The sequence below is a fragment of the Amycolatopsis sacchari genome (assembly GCF_900114035.1).
GTDB classification, from domain to species: Bacteria; Actinomycetota; Actinomycetes; order Mycobacteriales; family Pseudonocardiaceae; genus Amycolatopsis_E; species Amycolatopsis_E sacchari.
Genome location: NZ_FORP01000038.1, coordinates 16065 through 33755, shown reverse-complemented (window position 1 = coordinate 33755; position 17691 = coordinate 16065). Strand labels below are relative to the sequence as shown.

At 72.1% G+C, this 17691-nt stretch carries 18 protein-coding genes; 9 read left to right on the top strand and 9 right to left on the bottom strand.

The annotated features are described in order from the left end of the window. The first annotated feature begins 41 nt into the window (after window positions 1-41). The 4 genes from BMZ92_RS34465 to BMZ92_RS34450 all read left to right on the top strand — a co-directional run bounded on the left by BMZ92_RS34465 (window position 42) and on the right by BMZ92_RS34450 (window position 3848). Window positions 42-914, top strand: a complete 873-nt coding sequence (locus BMZ92_RS34465) for a ParA family protein (protein WP_091516486.1) — start codon at window positions 42-44, stop codon at window positions 912-914. After that, a complete protein-coding gene (locus BMZ92_RS34460) occupies window positions 901-1704 on the top strand; it encodes a DNA-formamidopyrimidine glycosylase family protein (protein WP_091516485.1) in 804 nt (267 codons plus the stop codon). Before BMZ92_RS34465 ends, BMZ92_RS34460 begins: the two co-directional genes overlap by 14 nt. A gap of 534 nt (window positions 1705-2238) precedes the next feature. Continuing rightward, window positions 2239-2796, top strand: a complete 558-nt coding sequence (locus tag BMZ92_RS34455; RefSeq protein ID WP_091516482.1) for a GNAT family N-acetyltransferase — start codon at window positions 2239-2241, stop codon at window positions 2794-2796. Between the two features lie 14 nt (window positions 2797-2810). Beyond that, the gene (locus BMZ92_RS34450) at window positions 2811-3848 is read left to right on the top strand and encodes a quinone-dependent dihydroorotate dehydrogenase (RefSeq protein WP_177229002.1); all 1038 of its coding nucleotides are present in this window, start codon (window positions 2811-2813) and stop codon (window positions 3846-3848) included. Here the strand turns inward: BMZ92_RS34450 and BMZ92_RS34445 are convergent. The 7 genes from BMZ92_RS34445 to rimO form a co-directional block, all read right to left on the bottom strand. Then, complete coding sequence (locus BMZ92_RS34445) at window positions 3820-4965, bottom strand: allophanate hydrolase-related protein (protein WP_091516478.1); 1146 nt, start codon at window positions 4963-4965, stop codon at window positions 3820-3822. The genes BMZ92_RS34450 and BMZ92_RS34445 overlap by 29 nt on opposite strands. Window positions 4966-5546: 581 nt before the next feature. Continuing rightward, window positions 5547-6449: a phage shock envelope stress response protein PspM gene (gene pspM / locus BMZ92_RS34440; protein ID WP_091516475.1), complete on the bottom strand. Its 903-nt coding sequence runs from the start codon at window positions 6447-6449 to the stop codon at window positions 5547-5549. 13 nt (window positions 6450-6462) lie between these two features. Then, window positions 6463-7299, bottom strand: coding sequence for a PspA/IM30 family protein (locus BMZ92_RS34435; RefSeq protein WP_091516473.1), 837 nt, complete (start codon window positions 7297-7299; stop codon window positions 6463-6465). 246 nt (window positions 7300-7545) lie between these two features. Further along, the gene (locus BMZ92_RS34430; RefSeq protein WP_177229001.1) at window positions 7546-7992 is read right to left on the bottom strand and encodes a helix-turn-helix domain-containing protein; all 447 of its coding nucleotides are present in this window, start codon (window positions 7990-7992) and stop codon (window positions 7546-7548) included. Window positions 7993-8087: 95 nt separating this feature from the next. Further along, window positions 8088-8552, bottom strand: a complete 465-nt coding sequence (locus BMZ92_RS34425) for a CinA family protein (RefSeq protein WP_177229000.1) — start codon at window positions 8550-8552, stop codon at window positions 8088-8090. Then, window positions 8549-9178, bottom strand: a complete 630-nt coding sequence (gene pgsA / locus BMZ92_RS34420) for a CDP-diacylglycerol--glycerol-3-phosphate 3-phosphatidyltransferase (RefSeq protein ID WP_091516466.1) — start codon at window positions 9176-9178, stop codon at window positions 8549-8551. Before pgsA ends, BMZ92_RS34425 begins: the two co-directional genes overlap by 4 nt. After that, window positions 9175-10575 (bottom strand): 30S ribosomal protein S12 methylthiotransferase RimO, encoded by a 1401-nt coding sequence (rimO, locus tag BMZ92_RS34415; RefSeq protein ID WP_091516463.1) that lies wholly within the window; start codon window positions 10573-10575, stop codon window positions 9175-9177. The genes pgsA and rimO overlap by 4 nt, the downstream gene beginning before the upstream one ends. Window positions 10576-10670: 95 nt before the next feature. Between rimO and BMZ92_RS34410 the strand changes: the two genes are divergently transcribed. Continuing rightward, on the top strand, window positions 10671-11183 hold the full coding sequence (locus BMZ92_RS34410; protein ID WP_091516462.1) for an amino-acid N-acetyltransferase: 513 nt from the start codon (window positions 10671-10673) through the stop codon (window positions 11181-11183). A 21-nt stretch (window positions 11184-11204) separates the two neighbouring features. After that, entirely contained in the window at window positions 11205-11840 is a 636-nt protein-coding gene (locus BMZ92_RS34405) for a hypothetical protein (RefSeq protein WP_245783426.1), read from the top strand. Here the strand turns inward: BMZ92_RS34405 and BMZ92_RS34400 are convergent. Beyond that, window positions 11837-12430, bottom strand: coding sequence for a TetR/AcrR family transcriptional regulator (locus BMZ92_RS34400; RefSeq protein ID WP_091516459.1), 594 nt, complete (start codon window positions 12428-12430; stop codon window positions 11837-11839). The genes BMZ92_RS34405 and BMZ92_RS34400 overlap by 4 nt on opposite strands. Before the next feature lie 94 nt (window positions 12431-12524). Between BMZ92_RS34400 and BMZ92_RS34395 the strand changes: the two genes are divergently transcribed. From BMZ92_RS34395 to BMZ92_RS34385, 3 genes are all read left to right on the top strand, one after another. Next, the gene (locus BMZ92_RS34395; protein WP_091516457.1) at window positions 12525-13490 is read left to right on the top strand and encodes an NADP-dependent oxidoreductase; all 966 of its coding nucleotides are present in this window, start codon (window positions 12525-12527) and stop codon (window positions 13488-13490) included. A gap of 126 nt (window positions 13491-13616) precedes the next feature. After that, a complete protein-coding gene (locus BMZ92_RS34390) occupies window positions 13617-14639 on the top strand; it encodes a lipase family alpha/beta hydrolase (protein ID WP_091516455.1) in 1023 nt (340 codons plus the stop codon). Next, complete coding sequence (locus BMZ92_RS34385) at window positions 14636-15196, top strand: QsdR family transcriptional regulator (RefSeq protein WP_091516452.1); 561 nt, start codon at window positions 14636-14638, stop codon at window positions 15194-15196. Before BMZ92_RS34390 ends, BMZ92_RS34385 begins: the two co-directional genes overlap by 4 nt. Here BMZ92_RS34385 and BMZ92_RS34380 read toward each other — a convergent pair. Further along, a complete protein-coding gene (locus tag BMZ92_RS34380; RefSeq protein ID WP_091516449.1) occupies window positions 15193-17673 on the bottom strand; it encodes an FtsK/SpoIIIE family DNA translocase in 2481 nt (826 codons plus the stop codon). The two genes, BMZ92_RS34385 and BMZ92_RS34380, sit on opposite strands and share 4 nt — an antisense overlap. Window positions 17674-17691: the final 18 nt, after the last annotated feature.

The window sequence follows — 17691 nt, the reverse complement described above, 5'->3', positions numbered from 1 at the left end:
GGCGGCGCGGGAGGCGAGCGCACCCGGCTACCCTCGGAGACGTGCACACGGTCGCCGTACTCAGCCTCAAGGGAGGCGTCGGCAAAACGACGGTAGCGCTCGGCATCGCCTCGGCTGCGATGCGTAGGGGCATCCGGACGCTGGTGGCCGACCTCGACCCGCAGGGCAACGCCACGGCCTCGCTCGACCCGCCCTACACCGACGCCACCCTCGCCGACGTGCTGGAGAACCCGCACCGGACGGTGCTCGACCAGGCGATCGGGCCGAGCGTCTGGGGTGCGGAGGTCGAGGTGCTCGTCGGGTCCGAGGACCTGGAGGCGCTCAACGAGCCCGGCCCCGACGAGGAGCGGCTGACGAGCCTGTCGCGTGCGCTGGACGAGCTGGACGAGGCGCCGCCGCGCGGCAAGCCCTACGACCTGGTGATCCTCGACTGCCCGCCGTCGCTGGGCAGGCTGACGAAGTCGGCGCTGGTGGCGGCCGACAGCGCGATCCTCGTCACCGAGCCGACGATGTACGCCGTCGCCGGGGCGCAGCGCGCGCTGGAGGCCATCGAGACGATCCGCGACGAGCACAACCAGGACCTGCGTGCGGTGGGCGTGCTGGTGAACCGGCTGCGCCCGCGCTCGCACGAGCACCAGTTCCGCATCGCCGAGCTGCGCGAGTCCTTCGGCGCGCTCGTGATGCCCACCGCGATCCCCGACCGGCTGGCGATCCAGCAGGCGCAGGGCGCGTGCAGCCCGATCCACGAATGGCACTCGCCGGGGGCGCAGGAGGTCGCGCTCACGTTCAACATGGTGCTCGCCAAGATCCTCCGGTCCACCCGCGCGGGGCGGCACCGCATGGACCCGGAACCGGAGACCGAGGCCGAGGTGACCGGCCCGATCGAGCCGATCCGCACCGATGCCCGAGGGTGACACCGTCTTCCTGGCGGGCAAGAAGCTCGACCGGGCTCTGGCGGGCCGGACGCTGGTGCGGACCGATTTCCGCCACCCCGCGCTGGCGACCGCCGATCTCGCGGGACGCGAGGTGCTGGGCGTGCGCACCGTGGGCAAGCACCTGTTCACGCGGTTCTCCGGCGAGCTGAGCCTCCACAGCCACCTGAAGATGGACGGCTCGTGGGAGCTCTACCGGCCCGACGGCCGCTGGCGGCACCCCGCGCACCACGTGCGGGTGATCCTCGCGGCGGAGGAGGTGCAGGCCGTCGGGTTCCGCCTGCACGACCTCGAACTGCTGCCCACCGGCGAGGAATCCCGGCTCGTCGGGCACCTCGGCCCCGACCTGCTGGATCCACAGTGGACGGACGAGCACACCGGGCGGGCCGTGGCGGCGCTGACCGCGCAGCCGGACCGCGAACTCGGCCCCGCCCTGCTCGACCAGCGGATCATGGCCGGGGTCGGCAACCTCTACAAGTGCGAGATCTGCTTCCTGCTCGGCGTGACCCCGTGGGTTCCGGTGTCCGAAGTGGACGCTCACAAGACCGTGGGGCTCGCGCGGAAGCTGTTGCTGGCCAACGCGTGGCGGCACGAGCAGAGCACCACCGGTGACACCACGCGCGGCAGGCGCAACTGGGTCTACGAGCGCAGCAGGCAGGGCTGCTTCCGCTGCGGCGGCCGGCTGCGGGTCGGCACGCAGGGGCACGACGTGCAGCGGCGGCCCACCTGGTACTGCCCGCGCTGCCAGCGCGGGCCCGCTCCGGCAACGTGAAATTAATGATGTTGCGGGACCGCCGGGAGCAGGCATAACTTGGCAGTACACGAGAAAGGAGGTGGTCCGAAGTTGATTAACTACAGGACTCGTGAGGTGGCTGTCCGCTAGCGGACCGAAGCTGCGAAAAGCTCGTGACGGCGGTGGCCGTCGCGTAGTGCCGCCCTCCGTGGACCGCCGCCCGGCGTCCGGAGGAGCGACAGGACAGTGAAGGCCTGCGAGCGAATACCAGGCAGTCACCGGACCCCCGGCGTCCCGAGCAAGTCCGGCTCGGGCCGGCAGCGGCTGACGACGCTGCCGGAAGCACGCCGGGGGTTTCCTGTCACCCCCGGTCAAGGCCGGTGACGGTGCGCGATTCCCGCGTGGATCTTCCACGCAACGCCGGGGTTTCCGTGAAGGATTGCCCTTTCTGCCGCAATTACCCGCACACGACCGAGTGATCATGGGCCGCGAAACCGGCGTTTCCTAACTTTTCGGCAAGATCCTTGGACAGTGTTCCTGACGAGCGCCCGACCTGCGGCTACCCTGCTCGATGTGCTCCGGCCCACATATCCGCTGAAGACACCGCGGCTGCTCCTGCGTCCGTTCACCCGGAACGACGTGGCCGCGTTCCACGCCATCTATTCCCACCCGGACGTCGTCCGCTTCCTGCTGTGGGAGCCGCACCGTCCGATCGAAAGCGTCAAGCTGCTGGAGAAGAAGGCCAAGCACAACACCCTTTCCGAACCCGGCCAGACCCTCTCCCTCGGCGTCGAGATCGTCGACACCGGTGAGCTGATCGGCGACGCCTCGCTCACGTGGGCCAGCCAGGAGCACGGCAGCGGCGAGATCATGATCATCCTGCACCCGAAGCACCACGGGAAGGGCTACGCGGCCGAGGCGACGACGGAGATCCTGCGCCTGGGTTTCGAGGAGCTGGGGCTGCACCGGATCTACGGCCGTTGCGACGCGCGCAACATCGCCTCGGCGTCGCTCATGGAGGGTCTGGGCATGCGCCGCGAAGCGCACCTGCGGGAGAGCGACCGCGTCAAGGGCGAATGGACCGACGCACTGGTGTACGCGATGCTGGCGACGGAGTGGCAGCGGGGCTGAGCGAAGATGGGGGCGTGCTCTTCGAGAAGCTCCTCCGGCCCGCGCTCTACCGGCTCAACGGGAACGACGCCGAGACCGTCCACGAACGAACGGTGCGCCTGCTGAGCCTGCTGCCCGCCGATCCGCCCCTGCTGCGGGGCATCTACGCGGAGGACGACCCCGCGACCGTGTTCGGGCTGCGGTTCCCCAACCGCGTCGGGCTCGCCGCCGGGATGGACAAGGACGGCCGGGCGCTGCACGCGTGGCCCGCGCTGGGGTTCGGTTTCGTCGAGGTCGGCACCGTCACGCGCCTCGCGCAGCCGGGCAACCCGAAGCCGCGCCTGTTCACGCTCGCCGGGAACGACGCGGTGATCAACCGCATGGGCTTCAACAACTCCGGCGCCGACGCGCTCGCGGCCCGGCTCGCCGCCCGCGGGAAACCCGCGGTGCCACTGGGCATCAGCATCGGGAAGTCCAAAGTGGTCCCATTGGACGAGGCCGTGGAGGACTACCGGTACTCGCTGCGGACCCTGTACCCGCACGCGGACTACTTCGCGGTGAACGTCAGCTCCCCCAACACCCCCGGCCTGCGTGAGCTGCAGGACAGGGCGGCGCTGGCGGAGCTGCTGGGCGAGCTGCGCCGGACCTCGGCGGAGCTGGCCGGGGATCGCGAGCCCACTCCCCTGCTCGTCAAGGTCGCGCCGGACCTCACGGACAGCGCGCTGGCGGAGCTGCTGGAGGTGTGTGACGAGCACGGTGTCGCCGGGCTGATCGCGACCAACACGACGTTGTCCCGCGAGGGGCTCACCGGCCAGGAAGCCGTGCTGGGCAAGGAAACCGGTGGCCTGTCGGGCCGCCCGCTCACCGCGCGCGCCCGCGAGGTGGTGGGGTTCGTGCACCGGCAGACCGGCGGCAGGCTGCCCGTCATCGGCGTCGGCGGGATCCTCAGCGGCGCGGACGCGCGACGCATGCTGGACGCGGGGGCGAGCCTCGTCCAGGTCTACACCGGGTTCGCGCTCAAGGGGCCCGGGCTGGTGCGGGAGATCAACCGGACATTGGGCGGGTGGCGGTGAGGTAACGCAGGTACGCCCGCCAGTCGCCGAACGCCGTGATGTCGCGCCCGGTTCGCGTGTCGGTGCAGTGCACTCCCAGCGCCGTCCTGCCGTCGTCCAGTTCGATCTCGCGAAGCTTGAGGGAGCCCGGGAGCTGGGCGGCGAACGCCTCCAGCCCGGCGGGCGAGATGGTCCAGCGTTCACCGCTGAGGGAGGCACCGCCGGCGGCGGGGACGACGCCGGGCTCGGTCGCCCCGGCGATCAACCGGTAGCGGGGCGCCGTTTTCACCTCGCTGCGGAAGCGGGCGCCCAGTTCGGTGAACAGGCGGTTGAGCGGCTGGCCACGGAGGTGGGTGCCGAACACGACGACGTCCGTGCCGGTGTCCGCGCAGGGCTCGCGGAGCTGCTCGCCGTGCAGGAAGGCCGCGATGTCCAGCGCGACCTGGTCGTCGAAGGGCGCGGCGAAGACGTCGGCCGCGGGCACCCGGACCGACGGCGGGGCGTGCGGTTCGAGGAGGCCGGGCGGGGCGACGAGTGCGTCGTGCCCGGCGAGCGCGTGATCGCGTTCGACAACGGCGCCCCAGGCGAGCAGGTCACCGGTGGTCTTGGCGAGCCCGGCGGGGACGGCGATGCGGGGGTGCTCCCCGGCCGACAGGCGCACCGAGGCGGGCCACGGGTGGGTGGTGATGGCGCGGAGGGTGCGTTGCGCGTCCTCGACGGTGCGGGCGAAGACGCTGATCCGGTCCGGCGCGAGCCCGGCGGTGGGGGTGACCACGACGACGTCGGGCGGAGCGACGCGGCCCGCGCCGATGGCGATGTCGGCGATGTCGAGGCCGACGAGTTCGCCGCACTGGTCGTCGGCGGCGTCACCGAGCACGACGGCTCCGGCCTCGGTCAGGCCGTCCAGCGCTGCGCCGACGGCGAGCAGTCCGGCGAGGGGCAGGGATTCCCCGGCGCGGACGCGTTCGTCCACGGCCTTGGCGTCGATGAGCACTTCCTCGCAGGAGCGGAGGGTGCACCACAGTTCGGGGCGGGCGACCTCGGCGATACGGTCGTATGCGGCGAGGACCTGGCGGTGGGCGGTGACCGGCGCCGGGGGTAGGGGCGCCGGTTCTGGGGGCAGCGGCAGCGTCTCCATCACTTGACGGTAAGCACCGGATATTCCGGTAGATGACCGCTTCGCGTTACGCCCAGGTATCGGAGAGTGTCCGGAAGGGGTTTCCGGAGACCCCGGACGGGGGTGATTTCGGGGATGGCGGGTGGCTTCGGTGCGGGCTCCGGCTGCGGGCTCCCGGCTGCGGCCCCGAACGGGGCCGCCAGGAAACCTCGCGCAGAGGCGACCGGCCAGAACGAGGTCGCAGCGACGAGCACCGGCGAGACGATCGGCGGGCGCCGCCCGGCCCAACTGCTGCCCCCGCGAGTCGGCCGCAGCAGCGCGCGCCGCCTTCCGGCGGCAGCCACACGATCGACGGCGCCGACCACCCGCGCCACCCACCGCCCTGGGCGGCGCCAGGAAACCTCACGCAGGACGGCCGGCTAACCCGGCCAGGGCGAGGTCGCAGCCACGAGCACCGGCGAGGCGATCGGCGGGCGCCGCTGCGCCCGACTGCTGCCCCGCGAGTCAGCCGCCGCAGCGAGCGCCACCTTCCAGCGCCAGCCACACGATCGGCGCCGCCCGCCCGCGCCACCCACGGCCCCGGAGCAGCGCCCGCCCGTGCCTCAGGAAACCTCGCGCAGGGCGATCGCCAGCCCGGCCAGGCGGTCGGTCGCGTCGGTGAGTGCCGTTTTCGACTGGTGCAGGCCACTGCCGCCCGCGGCGACCGCGTGGCCCGCGGCCGCGATCAGGGCCCGGTAGTCCTCCAGGCCGTCCTCCAGCTGGTCCCGCAGGGTGGCGATCGCCGAATCGAGGGCGTTCCGGTCTCCCGCCGGCGCGGCGTCACGCGCCCGCTCGATCGCTTCGATGCGGGCCGCCAGCGTGCGGAGCGCCGCCGCGGCTTCGGCCGCCGTCGAGCGGGCCTCCGCCACCGACTCCTCCGACACCAGCGCCGACGCGGCCAGCTGCCGCAGCACCTCGACCAGCGACGCCTCGCACTCCGCCAGCCGCTCCATCGGCTGCCGGGCCGCCGAGCCCGGCTGCGGCAACGGCGGCGGCGCGGTGCTGACCGGCAGCGGCGTGCGGTTCAACTGCCGCAACCGCAACCCCGAACGCACCCCCAGCGCCGCGAACACGATCCCGCCCGCGACCCCGACGAAAGCCTCGCTCACGGTCGCCGGCCCGGCGAGCCCGAGGCCCATCACCACCGCGTACAGCCCGCACAACAGCGTCAGCACGATCCACAGCGTCATCGCCCGCGAAGCCCGCCGCTTGCGCCGCTCCAGCTTCGCCGCCGGCTCGTTCCAGCGCGTCCACCGGGCCCGCGCCTCCGCGAACACCGGCACGTCCGTCAGCGACACCGGCCGCGGCGGCGCCGGACGCCGGAGCGGGTGGGCCCGCTGCCGGTCGTCCTGCGGGAAGTACCGCTCCAGCTTCGCCTGAGCGCGCTGCGCGTAGTCGGGCAGGCGTTCGAGGTGCTTCTCCAGCCTGGCGCTGAACTCGCCGAAATCCCGTCTGCCCGACGTCATCGCGTGGACCCCGTCAGGCCTGGTTCTTCTGCTCGGCCTGCACCCGCGCCTGGATCTCGCGCTGGATGTCGGCCGACGGCGTGGCCGCCGTCTTGCCCTCGGAACCGTCGGTCACCTGCGCCACCGAGTCGCCCTTGAGCGAGGCCCGGATCTGCTCCAGCCGCGAGTGCCCCGCCAGCTGCGTGGTGGCCTGCTGGACCTCCAGCATCCGGCCCTGCACCGAGTTCTGCGCCAGCTCCGCCGAGCCCAGCGCCGTGGTGTACCGGCGCTCGATCTTCTCGCGGACCTCGTCCAGCGACGGGGTGTTGCCCGGCGCGGCCAGCTCGGACATCTGGTTGAGCGAGGCCGACACCTTCTCCTGCATCTTGGCCTGCTCCAGCTGCGACAGCAGCTTCGTGCGCTCGGCCAGCTTCTGCTGCAGCATCGTGGCGTTGCGCTCGACGGCCTGCTTGGCCTGGGCCGCCGCCTGCAGCGCCTGGTCGTGCAGCGTCTTGAGGTCCTCGATGCTCTGCTCGGCCGTCACCAGCTGGGTGGCGAACGCCTCGGCGGCGTTCTCGTACTGGACCGCCTTCTGCTCGTCGCCCTTGGCGCGCGCCTCGTCGGCCAGCACCAGCGCCTGCCTGGCCGAGGCCTGCAGCTTCTCGACCTCCCCCAGCTGCCGGTTGAGCTTCATCTCCAGCTGCCGCTGGTTGCCGATCACCGCGGCGGCCTGCTGGGACAGCGCCTGGTGGTTCCGCTGCGCGTCCTCGATGGCCTGCTGGATCTGCACCTTCGGGTCGGCGTGCTCGTCGATCTTCGACGAGAACGCCGCCATCAGGTACTTCCATGCCTTGACGAACGGGTTGGCCATCTGCTCCGCCTGCCTTCTTACGTCCCACTGTCGGAAAGTTTGTCCTGGCCGATGGGGCGCTGCCCCCCTCTGTGCTGGCAACGTCCCGGCCCCGGCGTGGGTTCCATCGTGTCAGGTCGAGGCGCGCTCTTCCAGGCGACCCGGGGGTAATTCAGGGACTACCCCGAGATCGGGACCCGGGAAACGGCGAGGCCACTCCCCGGACACCTGCTGTCCGGAAAGTGGCCTCGTGCGAAGAACCGGGACCTACGCCGCCACCATCTTCGGGGCGCTGATCGTCGTGCGCAGGGCCGGGCCCATGCGCTGGGTGGAGACCCGCAGGTCCGCCAGGTCGTTGCCGATCACGCCGTCCACGAGCCTGCCGCCTTCGAGGCTGCCCGCGGCTTCCCGGCGCTCCGGCTGCTCGCCGCGCTCCTCGGCGCCCTGCCGTTCGGGCATGGTCGCCACGTCGACGCTCTCCAGCGCGGAGATGTCGGCGGCCACGTTGTTCAGCAACTCGCCGAGCGGAAGCTCCAGCGCCTCGCAGATGGACGCCAGCAGCTCGCTCGACGCCTCCTTCTGCCCCCGCTCCACCTCGGACAGGTACCCGAGGCTCACCTTGGCGGCGCGGGAGATGTCGCGCAGCGTGCGACGCTGGTTGGTGCGGGCATGCCGGAGCCGATCACCGATCGCCTCACGCAACAGCACGGTCATCACGCGCCTCCCTTCCTGGTACCGACCACGTTACCCAGACCTCGCCCTCCAGTGCAGCGGTTGACACGGCCGTACGCCAAGGGCGAACGCCTGGCTCAGGCCAGTTGTTCCCCCAGCAGGAGCAACGCGGCGCGCACCGATTCGGTTCGGACGAGTGCCCGATCGCCCTCGAACCAGTGCGTGCGGACGTCCCGCACGCCGGGCCCGGCGAGCCCGATGTGGACCGTTCCCGGCACCACGCCGTCCTGCGGATCGGGGCCCGCGACCCCGGTCAGCCCCAGGCCCCACGTGGCCCCGCACCGGTCGCGGGCACCCTCGGCGAGCTGGGCGGCGACCTCGGGGTGCACCGCGCCGTGCTCCGCCAGCAACCGCGTGTCCACCCCCGCCAGCCGCGCCTTGAGCTCCGTCGCGTACACCACCAGCCCGCCCCGCACGACCGCGCTGGCGCCCGGAACCTCCGTGAGGGTGACGCACACCAGCCCGGCCGTGAGGGACTCCGCGGTCGCGACGGTTTCACCCCGTGCGGTGAGATCGGCGATCAGCTGCCGGGCGAGGTTCACGACGACGCGGCCCGCGTTCCCGTCGCCCGCAGCCGCAGGGCCCGCACCACGTAGTCCACCCCGGTGACGACGGTCAGCACGAGCGCCAGCGCCATCAGCGCCCACGACACCGGCGCCGCGCCGGCGGGCAGGGGCAGCAGGAACAGCACGATCGCGGCGATCTGGGTCAGCGTCTTGGCCTTGCCGCCGCGGCTGGCCGGGATCACCCCGTACCGGATCACCCAGAACCGCAGCAGCGTCACGCCGATCTCGCGCACCGCGATCACGATCGTGACCCACCACGGCAGGTCGCCGAGCACGCTCAGCCCCACGAGCGCCGCTCCGATGAGCGCCTTGTCCGCGATGGGGTCGGCGATCTTGCCGAAGTCGGTGATCAGCCCGAAGCGGCGGGCCACCCAGCCGTCGATCTGGTCGGTCAGCGACGCGACCGCGAACAACGCGGTGGCCGCGATCCGCCAGCCCGTGCTGGCGCCGTCGTCGACGAACAGCGCGACGACGAACACCGGGACCAGCACCAGGCGCGACAGCGTCAGGAAGTTGGCGACGTTGAGGTTGGAGACGGGGGTCCGCGGCGGCACGTGGGCGGGGCGGCCGGTCTGCGCGGACTCGTCCGGCACGGCACTCATCCGTCCGCGTCCGGGCGCACGAGCAGGTCCACGCCTTCGCTGTCCACGACCCGGCAGCGCACGAACCGGCCCACCTCGACATCACCGGCGTCGAGCACGATGCACGCCCCGTCGACCTCGGGCGCCTGGTGGGCGGCGCGGCCGACCACCTCTTCGCCGGTTTCCTCGATCAGCACGTCCACCACCTCGCCGACGCGCTCCTCCGCGCGCTGGGCCGTCAGTTCCTCGACCAGCGCCGAGATCTTGGTGACCCGCTCGGTGACCAGGTCCGGGTCGATCTTGCCGTCGAAGCCCTCGGCCTCCGTGCCGTCCTCGTCGGAGTAGCCGAACACGCCCACGGCGTCCAGCCGGGCGTGCGTGAGAAACCGCTCCAGCTCGGCGACGTCCTCCTCGGTCTCGCCGGGGAAGCCGACGATCACGTTGGTGCGGATGCCCGCCGTGGGCGACAGCTCGCGGATCTGGTCGATCAGGGCCAGGAACGAGTCCGTGGAGCCGAACCGGCGCATCCGCCGCAGCACCTGTTCGCTGGAGTGCTGGAACGACAGGTCGAAGTAGTCGGCGACGCCCGGCGTGGTCGCGATCGCGCGCACGAGGTCCGGCCGCGTCTCCGCGGGTTGCAGGTAGGACACGCGCACCCGTTCGATGCCGTCGACCGCGGCGAGCCGGGGCAGCAGGCGCTCCAGCGCGCGCGTCCCGCCGTCCTCCCGGCTCAGGTCCTTGCCGTAGGAGGTGGAGTTCTCGCTGACCAGGAACAGCTCCTTCACGCCCTGCCCGGCCAGCCACGCGGCCTCGGCGAGGATCTCGTCGGGGCGGCGCGAGACGAACGAGCCGCGGAAGGACGGGATCGCGCAGAAGGAGCAGCGCCGGTCGCAGCCGGAGGCGATCTTCAGCGCCGCGACGGGGCCGTCCTGCAGCCGCGCCCGCGGCACCCAGCCGTGGCCGGGGACGGCGACCTCCGAGGCCGCGGACGGGCGCTCGACCGGGCTGATCGGCAGGAGCTTGCGCCGGTCGCTCGGCACGTGCGAGGAGATCTTGTGCCCCGAGACGATGGACCCGAGCTTCTCGGCCAGGTCCGGGTAGTGGTCGAAGCCCAGCACCGCGTCGGCCTCGGGCAGGCTCTCGGCCAGCTCGGCGCCGTAGCGCTCGGCCATGCACCCGACGGCGACGACCTTCGCGCCGGTGTCGGCGGCCGCGAGCAGCGTGTCCACCGAGTCCTTCTTCGCCGACTCGACGAAGCCGCAGGTGTTGACCACCACGACGTCCGAGTCCTCGGGGTCCTCGGTCAGCTCCCAGCCGCCGGCGGCGAGGCGGCCGGCCAGTTCCTCGGAGTCGACCTCGTTGCGGGCGCACCCCAGGGTCAGCAGGGAGACACGACGGGATTCGGTGGCGGAAGACACGCCACTCAGGGTAGCTGGCGGGCCCGGGCGGCCGGTGTGCGCAGGTGGCGCAACCCGGCGCGACCACGCGGCTCCGGTGCGGTTACGGTCGATCCGTGCCGGAAGATCCTTCGTGCCGGGTCGGCATCCGCCGGGCCCGCATCGCCGACGTCCGCAAGATCAAGGCTCTCGTGGACGCGGACGCGGGGCGGGTGCTGCTGGAGAAGGACCTCGTCACGCTGTACGAGGACATGCAGGAGTTCTGGGTCGCGGACTCCGGCGGCGAGGTGCTCGGCTGCGGGGCGTTGCACGTGCTGTGGGAGGACCTGGCCGAGATCCGCACGGTCGCGGTGGACAAGGCCGCGCGCGGGCAGGGCATCGGGCACCGGCTCGTGGGGCGGCTCGTGGACCACGCGGTGGAACTGGGGCTGCGGCGGATCTTCGTGCTCACGTTCGAGACGGAGTTCTTCGCCCGCCACGGTTTCCGCGAGATCGACGGCACGCCGGTGCCGCAGCAGGTGTACGACGAGATGCGCCGTTCCGTCGATCCCGGGGTGGCCGAGTTCCTCGAACTCCCTTACGCGAAGCCGAACACGCTCGGAAACACGCGCATGCTGCTCGAGCTCTAGGACCAGGCCACAATGGAGCGCATGAAGAGGGGGCTTCGCCGCTGCGCGCTGGCCGCACTGGGGGTCACGGTGCTGGCGATCCCGTCGGCCGCCGCGTTCACCGCGGCACCGGCGCAACCTCCGGTCGCCGCGCCGCCGCCCGTGGTGCCGGGTTGCGAGCAGGGCTGCGAGACCGTGTTCACCGCCGGCCTGCCCGGCGGGCGCCGGCTCGAAGGGCTGCGCTTCCGCGGCGGCAGTGTGCTGGCGTACTGGGAGGGCGCGAAACTCCTCGACAGCAAGCAGGTTCTCGGCAGCGACGGGCATCCGTACGAGACCGTCACGGCGGGGCTCTGCGGGGCCGGACGGTGCTCGGTGGCGTTCGAGTACGGCGTCCACTCCGCGGCCGTCGCGTCGGTGCGGCTGGACGCGGAGATCACGGTCGACACCGCGGTGGAGGGCATCGTCGCCGACGTGCGTGACCTCAACGGCGACGGACGCCCGGACGCGTCGGTGCGGCAGAGCACGTACGAGCCGAGCTTCGCGCTGGCCCCGCTGTACTGGGAAACGTACGTGCAGCAGGACGACCGCCTGGTGCCCACGGGCTGCACGACGCCGGTGCAGGCGTTCGAAGCCGCGCCGGCGGCCCCGGCGACGGGCCCCTGCCCGACGAACGTCTAGCTCTCCGGCACCGGCAGCGGGTGCGCCCCCTCGGGGCGCAGCCCGTCGAAGATGATCCCCAGGTAACGCCGCCACAGGTCGGGCGGCGGGTCCTTCACGAAGCTGACGACGTGGTTCGGCGCGCACATCAGGAGCACGACGTCGTTCCCGGTGACGTCCCGCCGGACGGCGCCCGCCTCGCGTGCGCGGTCGACCAGCCGGCGGACGGTGCCGTACAGCCGCTCGCGGAGCTCGACCACCTCCGGGCCGGCGTCGTCGGCGTTCAGCAGGAACGACAGGTCGCGCTGCTCCCGTTGCCCGCCCGCCACGGTGAGGAATTCCAGCAACGCCGCGCCGGGGTCCTCGGCGCCGAGCAGTCGTCGCCCGGCCTCGTCGAGCGCGCTGACGTGGGGCCGCACGACCGCGGCGATCAGCTCCTCCTTGGTGGCGAAGTGGCGGAACACGGTGCCCTTGCCCACCCCGGCCCGGCGCGCGATGTCGGCGACCGAGGCGTCGGGGCCCCGTTCGGCGAACTCGGCCTCGGCCGCGGCCAGCAGCAGTTCGCGGTTGCGCGCGGCGTCGGCGCGCAAGGTCCGGGAGGGCGGGTTCACGCGGCGATCCTAGCAAGTTGACCGCACGGTCCGTTTCTGTGTACCGTCGCGGCAGATAACCTGACCCATCGGTCCGTTTACTGGAGGAACTTCCGTGAAAGCCCTTGTCGCGACCGCGTACGGCGAGCCCGGGCAGCTGTCGATCGCCGACCTCGAGGTGCCCCGCCCCGGCCCGGGGCAGATCCAGGTGAAGATCGCCGCGTCGGCGATCAACCCCACCGACATCAGGGTGGTCACGGGCGACTACCGCGAGCTCGTCGAGCTGGAGTTCCCCTACGTCCCCGGCAACGAGTTCGCCGGTACCGTCACCGAAGTCGGCGCCGGGGTGACGGACTACCGGGTGGGCGACGAGGTCTTCGGGCAGGCACTGCCGCGGCAGCTGCGCTTCGTACCCGCGCGCCGCCCGTCGATGAGCACGGGTGCCTTGGCCGAGTACGCGGTCTTCGAAGCCGACACCCCGCTGCTGGCGCACCGCCCGGCCAACATCCCCGTCGAGCAGGCCGCCGCACTGCCGATCGCCGGGATGACCGCGCTGGGAGTGATGGCCCTCGCCGCGATCCGGCCGGGGGAAAAGGTCCTGGTCATCGGCGCCAGCGGCGGGGTGGGCACGGCGCTGCTCCCGCTGCTGGCCGCCGCGGGCGCGCACGTCGTCGCGACCGGGGCCGCCGGCGACCACGCGGTCCTGCGGGAACTCGGCGCGGACGAGGTGATCGGGTACGACGCGGCGGGCTACCCCTCGGGCGTCGACGCCGTCTTCGACCTGGTGCTGCCCCACGACCGCCTGTCCGCGGCGGCCGCCGCACTGCGGCCCGGCGGACGGCTGGTGACGATCATCTACCCCGAGCCGGCGAAGGACCTGCTCGGCCGGGACGACGTGGACCTGCACTTCTTCCTGGACATGGACGCCGAGCTGGGCGGGATGCGCGAGGTCGCCGAGGCGGCGGAGCGCGGGGCGCTGTCGGTCCGGATCGCCCGCCGTTACCGGCTGGAGGAAGCGGTGCAGGCCGCCGTCGCCTACGTCCGCGAGCACAACCTGGGGAAGGTCGTCGTGACGATGTGAGCCGGATGGCTGCCCCGGCGCTCCGGCGCCCGGGCAGCCCTGGCCCGGCTTGCCGGAATGCAACACTTCGTGTTTTAGTTGCATCGCGCGTCGCGACGGAGCGATGCCCGGCGGGAAGGATTCCGGATGCGTCCCCCCTTGCGGTACCTGGTCACCATCGCGGTCGCGGCCCTGCTCGCCCTCGTCGGCGGAAGTGGCGTCGCCGGAGCCGACGGGTACGCGCCGGTCGGCCGGCCCGGGCCGGCGTTGACCGTGCCCGACCTGGCGAAGAGCCTCCGGTGCACCGCCGACGTCCGCGACGCCACCCGCGAACCGGTCCTGCTCACGCCGGCCACGACCGTCGACAGCGGGCAGAACTTCGGCTTCAACTACGAGCCGCTGTTCCGCCGCCTCGGCATCCCGTACTGCGTGTCGGACTCGCCCGTGGATCCCTACAACATGGGCGACATGCAGGTCCGGGCCCAGTACGTCACCTTCGGCATCCGGGAGATGTACCGGCTCGCCGGGCGCAAGATCGCCGTCATGGGGCACAGCCAGGGCGGGATGATCATGCGCTGGGCGCTGCGCTTCTGGCCCGACACCCGTGGCATGGTCGAGGACGTGATCGGGATGGCGGGCACCAACCACGGCTCGGTCGTCGTGCCCGCGTTGTGCGTGCCGAACTGCGCACCGGCGTTGTGGCAGCAACGCGCCGACTCGGAGTTCATGAAGGCGCTCAACTCCGGGCAGGAGACCTTCCCCGGCATCAGCTACACCGAGATCTACTCCCGCACGGACGAGTTCGTGCAGCCCAACCTCGACGACCACGGCACCTCGTCGCTGCACGGGGGCGGCGGGACCGTCACGAACGTCGCGGTGCAGGACGTCTGCCCGCTCGCCGTGCCCGAGCACCTGCTCATCGGCACGATGGACCCGGTCACGTCCGCGCTCGCCGTCGACGCGCTGACCCACCCCGGACCGGCGGACCCGGCCCGGATCGGGCGGGCGGTCTGCGGCCGTCTGCTGATGCCAGGCGTGGACCCGCTGACCGGCCCCCTCACGTTCGCGACGCTGACGGCCCAGGTCGCGGCGCAGCTGACCGTCGCGGCGAGGCGGGTGCCGTCCGAGCCCCCGCTCGCCTGCTACGTCACCGCCGACTGCCCACGATGACAGCGGCGGGCCGACCCGATCGCGAAAGCGCGCTGCGCCTGGCGCGGAAGACCTTCAACGCCCGGCAGCGCGTGGAGGTCAACGACCTCGCCGCCGCGCTGGGGGTCAACCGGGTAACCATCTACCGCTGGCTCGGCGACCGCGACGCCATCCTCGCCGAGGTGGTCTGGCGGCTCGGCGAACGGACCATGCTCGACGCCTACGCCTCGGCGGCGGGGACCGGCGGCACGCGCATCGCGAACACCATGTCGGCGTTCGTCCGGCAGACGCTGGCGCACGCCGGAATGCGCCACTTCCTGACGAACGAGACCGAGACCGCGCTGCGCGTCCTCACCCGCGGCGGCCACACGTTCCAGCCACGCCTCGTCGCACTGGTCGAGCAGCTCCTGACCAGGGAACGCGACGCGGGTGCGCTGCCCGCCGGGGACATCGACGCGCACGACCTCGCCTACCTGTGCGTCCGGGTCGGCGAGTCGTTCGTCTACACCGACGCGATCACCGGTGAGCCCCCGGACCCCGACCGCGCCGAACGGGCGCTGCGCTACCTGCTCCGCTAGTCCTCCTCCGCGGCGGGGGCACCACCGCCGCGGATCATGTACAGGACGCTGTCCAGCTCGTCCGGTTTGATCAGCACGTCGCGGGCCTTGGAACCCTCCGACGGGCCCACCACGCCGCGGCTTTCCAGCAGGTCCATCAGCCGCCCGGCCTTGGCGAACCCGACGCGCAGCTTGCGCTGCAGCATCGACGTGGACCCGAACTGCGACGTCACCACGAGCTCCGCCGCCTGCAGCAGCACGTCGAGGTCGTCGCCGATGTCCGGGTCGATCTCCTTGGCCTCGCCGGGCTTCGCGGCCGTGACGCCGTCCTGGTACTCCGGCTGCGCCTGCTCCTTGGTGAAGTTCACGATCGCGGCGATCTCGTCGTCGCCGACGAACGCGCCCTGGATGCGGACCGGTTTGCCCGCGCCCATCGGCAGGTACAGCGCGTCGCCCATGCCGATCAGCTTCTCGGCGCCCGGCTGGTCCAGGATGACGCGCGAGTCCGTCAGCGACGAAGTCGCGAACGCCAGCCGCGAAGGCACGTTCGTCTTGATCAGGCCGGTCACGACGTCCACCGACGGGCGCTGCGTCGCCAGCACCAGGTGGATACCGGCGGCACGCGCCTTCTGCGTGATCCGGACGATCGCGTCCTCGACGTCGCGGGGCGCGGTCATCATGAGGTCGGCCAGCTCGTCGACGATCGCCATGATGTACGGGTACGGCCGGTACTCGCGCTCGCTGCCCGGCGGCGCAGTGATCTCCCCCGACTTGACCTTGCGGTTGAAGTCGTCGATGTGGCGCACGCGGTTGGCCTGCATGTCCTGGTACCGCTGCTCCATCTCCTCCACCAGCCACGCCAGCGCGGCCGCGGCCTTCTTCGGCTGGGTGATGATGGGCGTGATCAGGTGCGGGATGCCCTCGTACGGCGTCAGCTCGACCATCTTCGGGTCGATCAGGATCATCCGGCACTCGTCGGGCGTGGCGCGCGCGAGCAGCGACACCAGCATCGAGTTGACGAAGCTCGACTTACCGGAACCGGTGGAACCGGCCACCAGCAGGTGCGGCATCTTCGTCAGGTTCGCGGTGACGAAGTGGCCCTCGATGTCCTTGCCCAGCCCGATCACCATCGGGTGGTTGTCCTTCGCGGCGGTCGGCGAGCGCAGCACGTCGCCCAGCCGCACCATCTCGCGGTCGGAGTTGGGCACCTCGATGCCGACCGCCGACTTGCCGGGGATCGGCGCCAGCAGGCGCACGTTGTCCGTGGCGACCGCGTACGCGATGTTCTTGGTCAGCGCGGTGATCTTCTCGACCTTCACGCCGGGGCCCAGCTCGACCTCGTACCGGGTGACCGTCGGCCCCCTCGTGAAGCCGGTGACCTGCGCGTCGACGTTGAACTGCTCCAGCACGCCGGTGATCGCCTCGATCATGGCGTCGTTGGCCTTGCTGCGGGTCTTCGGCGCGTCACCGAGCTGCAGCAGGTCCGCCGACGGGAGCTGGTAGTCGCCCTCGACGGTCCGGGTGACCGAAAGCGCGGGCTCGGGGGCTTTCTTCGGCTTCTTCTCCGGCACTTCGGCGGGCTTGACCCGAGGTGGCCGCGTCGGCGTCGGGGGCTCCGCGAGGGCGGCCTCGATGTCGAGCTGCTCCCCCGCAGTGTCACTGCTGGCCTGCCGCCGCCGCGAGGGCTTGCGCAGCCGCACGGACTTCGGGTCGACCTCGGTGACCTCGGCCTTCTGCTCCTCCTCGAAGGCCCGCTGCTCCTCCGCCATGCGCTCGCGTTCCTCGGGGTCGAGACCCCATTCGCGCAGTGCCTGCGGGATGTCGCGGATGCGCGTGCCGGTGAACACCAGCACGCCGTAGCCGAGCGCGAGGACGAGCAGCGGCGCCGCGACCCACGCCGTCACGCCGCGCGCGAGCAGGCCACCGGACAGCGCGCCGAGCTGGCCGCCCGCGTACATCCGGTCGTCGTTGGGCGCCGGGCTGTGGTTGAACAGGTGCAGCAGCCCGAGCAGGGCGAACGTGACCAGCAGGGTGCCGATCACCATGCGGGGGCGGGTTTCCGGGCGCGGTTCGGAGCGCATCAGCGCGATCGCGGTGGCGAACAACGCCAGCGGCAGCGCGACCGACCCCGCGCCGAACACCGTGCGGGTGGCGAGTTCGAGGTACCCGCCGACCGGACCGCCCGCGCGCCACCACACGGCGGCCGCCAGGATCAGGCCGAGCGCGATCAGGCCGAGCGCCACGCCATCCCTGCGGTGCTCGGGCTCCAGCTCGCGGCTGCGCCCCACCGTGCGGGCCATCGTGCCGACCCCGCGGGCCAGCAGCGTCCAGCCGCCGCGGACGGCCTTCGCGAACGTGCCGCCGGACGAGCGGCGGGCCGGGGGCTTGCGTGCCGACGACCGCGCGCGCGGCTTGGTCCCCGAGCGCGGTTTGCGCGCCGGGCTCTTGCTGCCGCCCCGTTTCGCCGTCGTGCTTCTCCTCGCCGTCGTCCCCGCCATGTCCCCTACGGTAACCGG

Excerpts from the sequence above, each read along its gene's own strand:
- BMZ92_RS34460 (WP_091516485.1), top strand. The coding sequence starts at position 901 with ATGCCCGAGGGTGACACCGTCTTCCTGGCGGGCAAGAAGCTCGACCGG.
- BMZ92_RS34445 (WP_091516478.1), bottom strand. The coding sequence starts at position 4,965 with ATGGAGACGCTGCCGCTGCCCCCAGAACCGGCGCCCCTACCCCCGGCG.
- pspM (WP_091516475.1), bottom strand. The coding sequence starts at position 6,449 with ATGACGTCGGGCAGACGGGATTTCGGCGAGTTCAGCGCCAGGCTGGAG.
- BMZ92_RS34435 (WP_091516473.1), bottom strand. The coding sequence starts at position 7,299 with ATGGCCAACCCGTTCGTCAAGGCATGGAAGTACCTGATGGCGGCGTTC.
- BMZ92_RS34430 (WP_177229001.1), bottom strand. The coding sequence starts at position 7,992 with ATGACCGTGCTGTTGCGTGAGGCGATCGGTGATCGGCTCCGGCATGCC.
- pgsA (WP_091516466.1), bottom strand. The coding sequence starts at position 9,178 with ATGAGTGCCGTGCCGGACGAGTCCGCGCAGACCGGCCGCCCCGCCCAC.
- BMZ92_RS34405 (WP_245783426.1), top strand. The coding sequence starts at position 11,205 with ATGAAGAGGGGGCTTCGCCGCTGCGCGCTGGCCGCACTGGGGGTCACG.
- BMZ92_RS34390 (WP_091516455.1), top strand. The coding sequence starts at position 13,617 with ATGCGTCCCCCCTTGCGGTACCTGGTCACCATCGCGGTCGCGGCCCTG.
- BMZ92_RS34385 (WP_091516452.1), top strand. The coding sequence starts at position 14,636 with ATGACAGCGGCGGGCCGACCCGATCGCGAAAGCGCGCTGCGCCTGGCG.
- BMZ92_RS34380 (WP_091516449.1), bottom strand. The coding sequence starts at position 17,673 with ATGGCGGGGACGACGGCGAGGAGAAGCACGACGGCGAAACGGGGCGGC.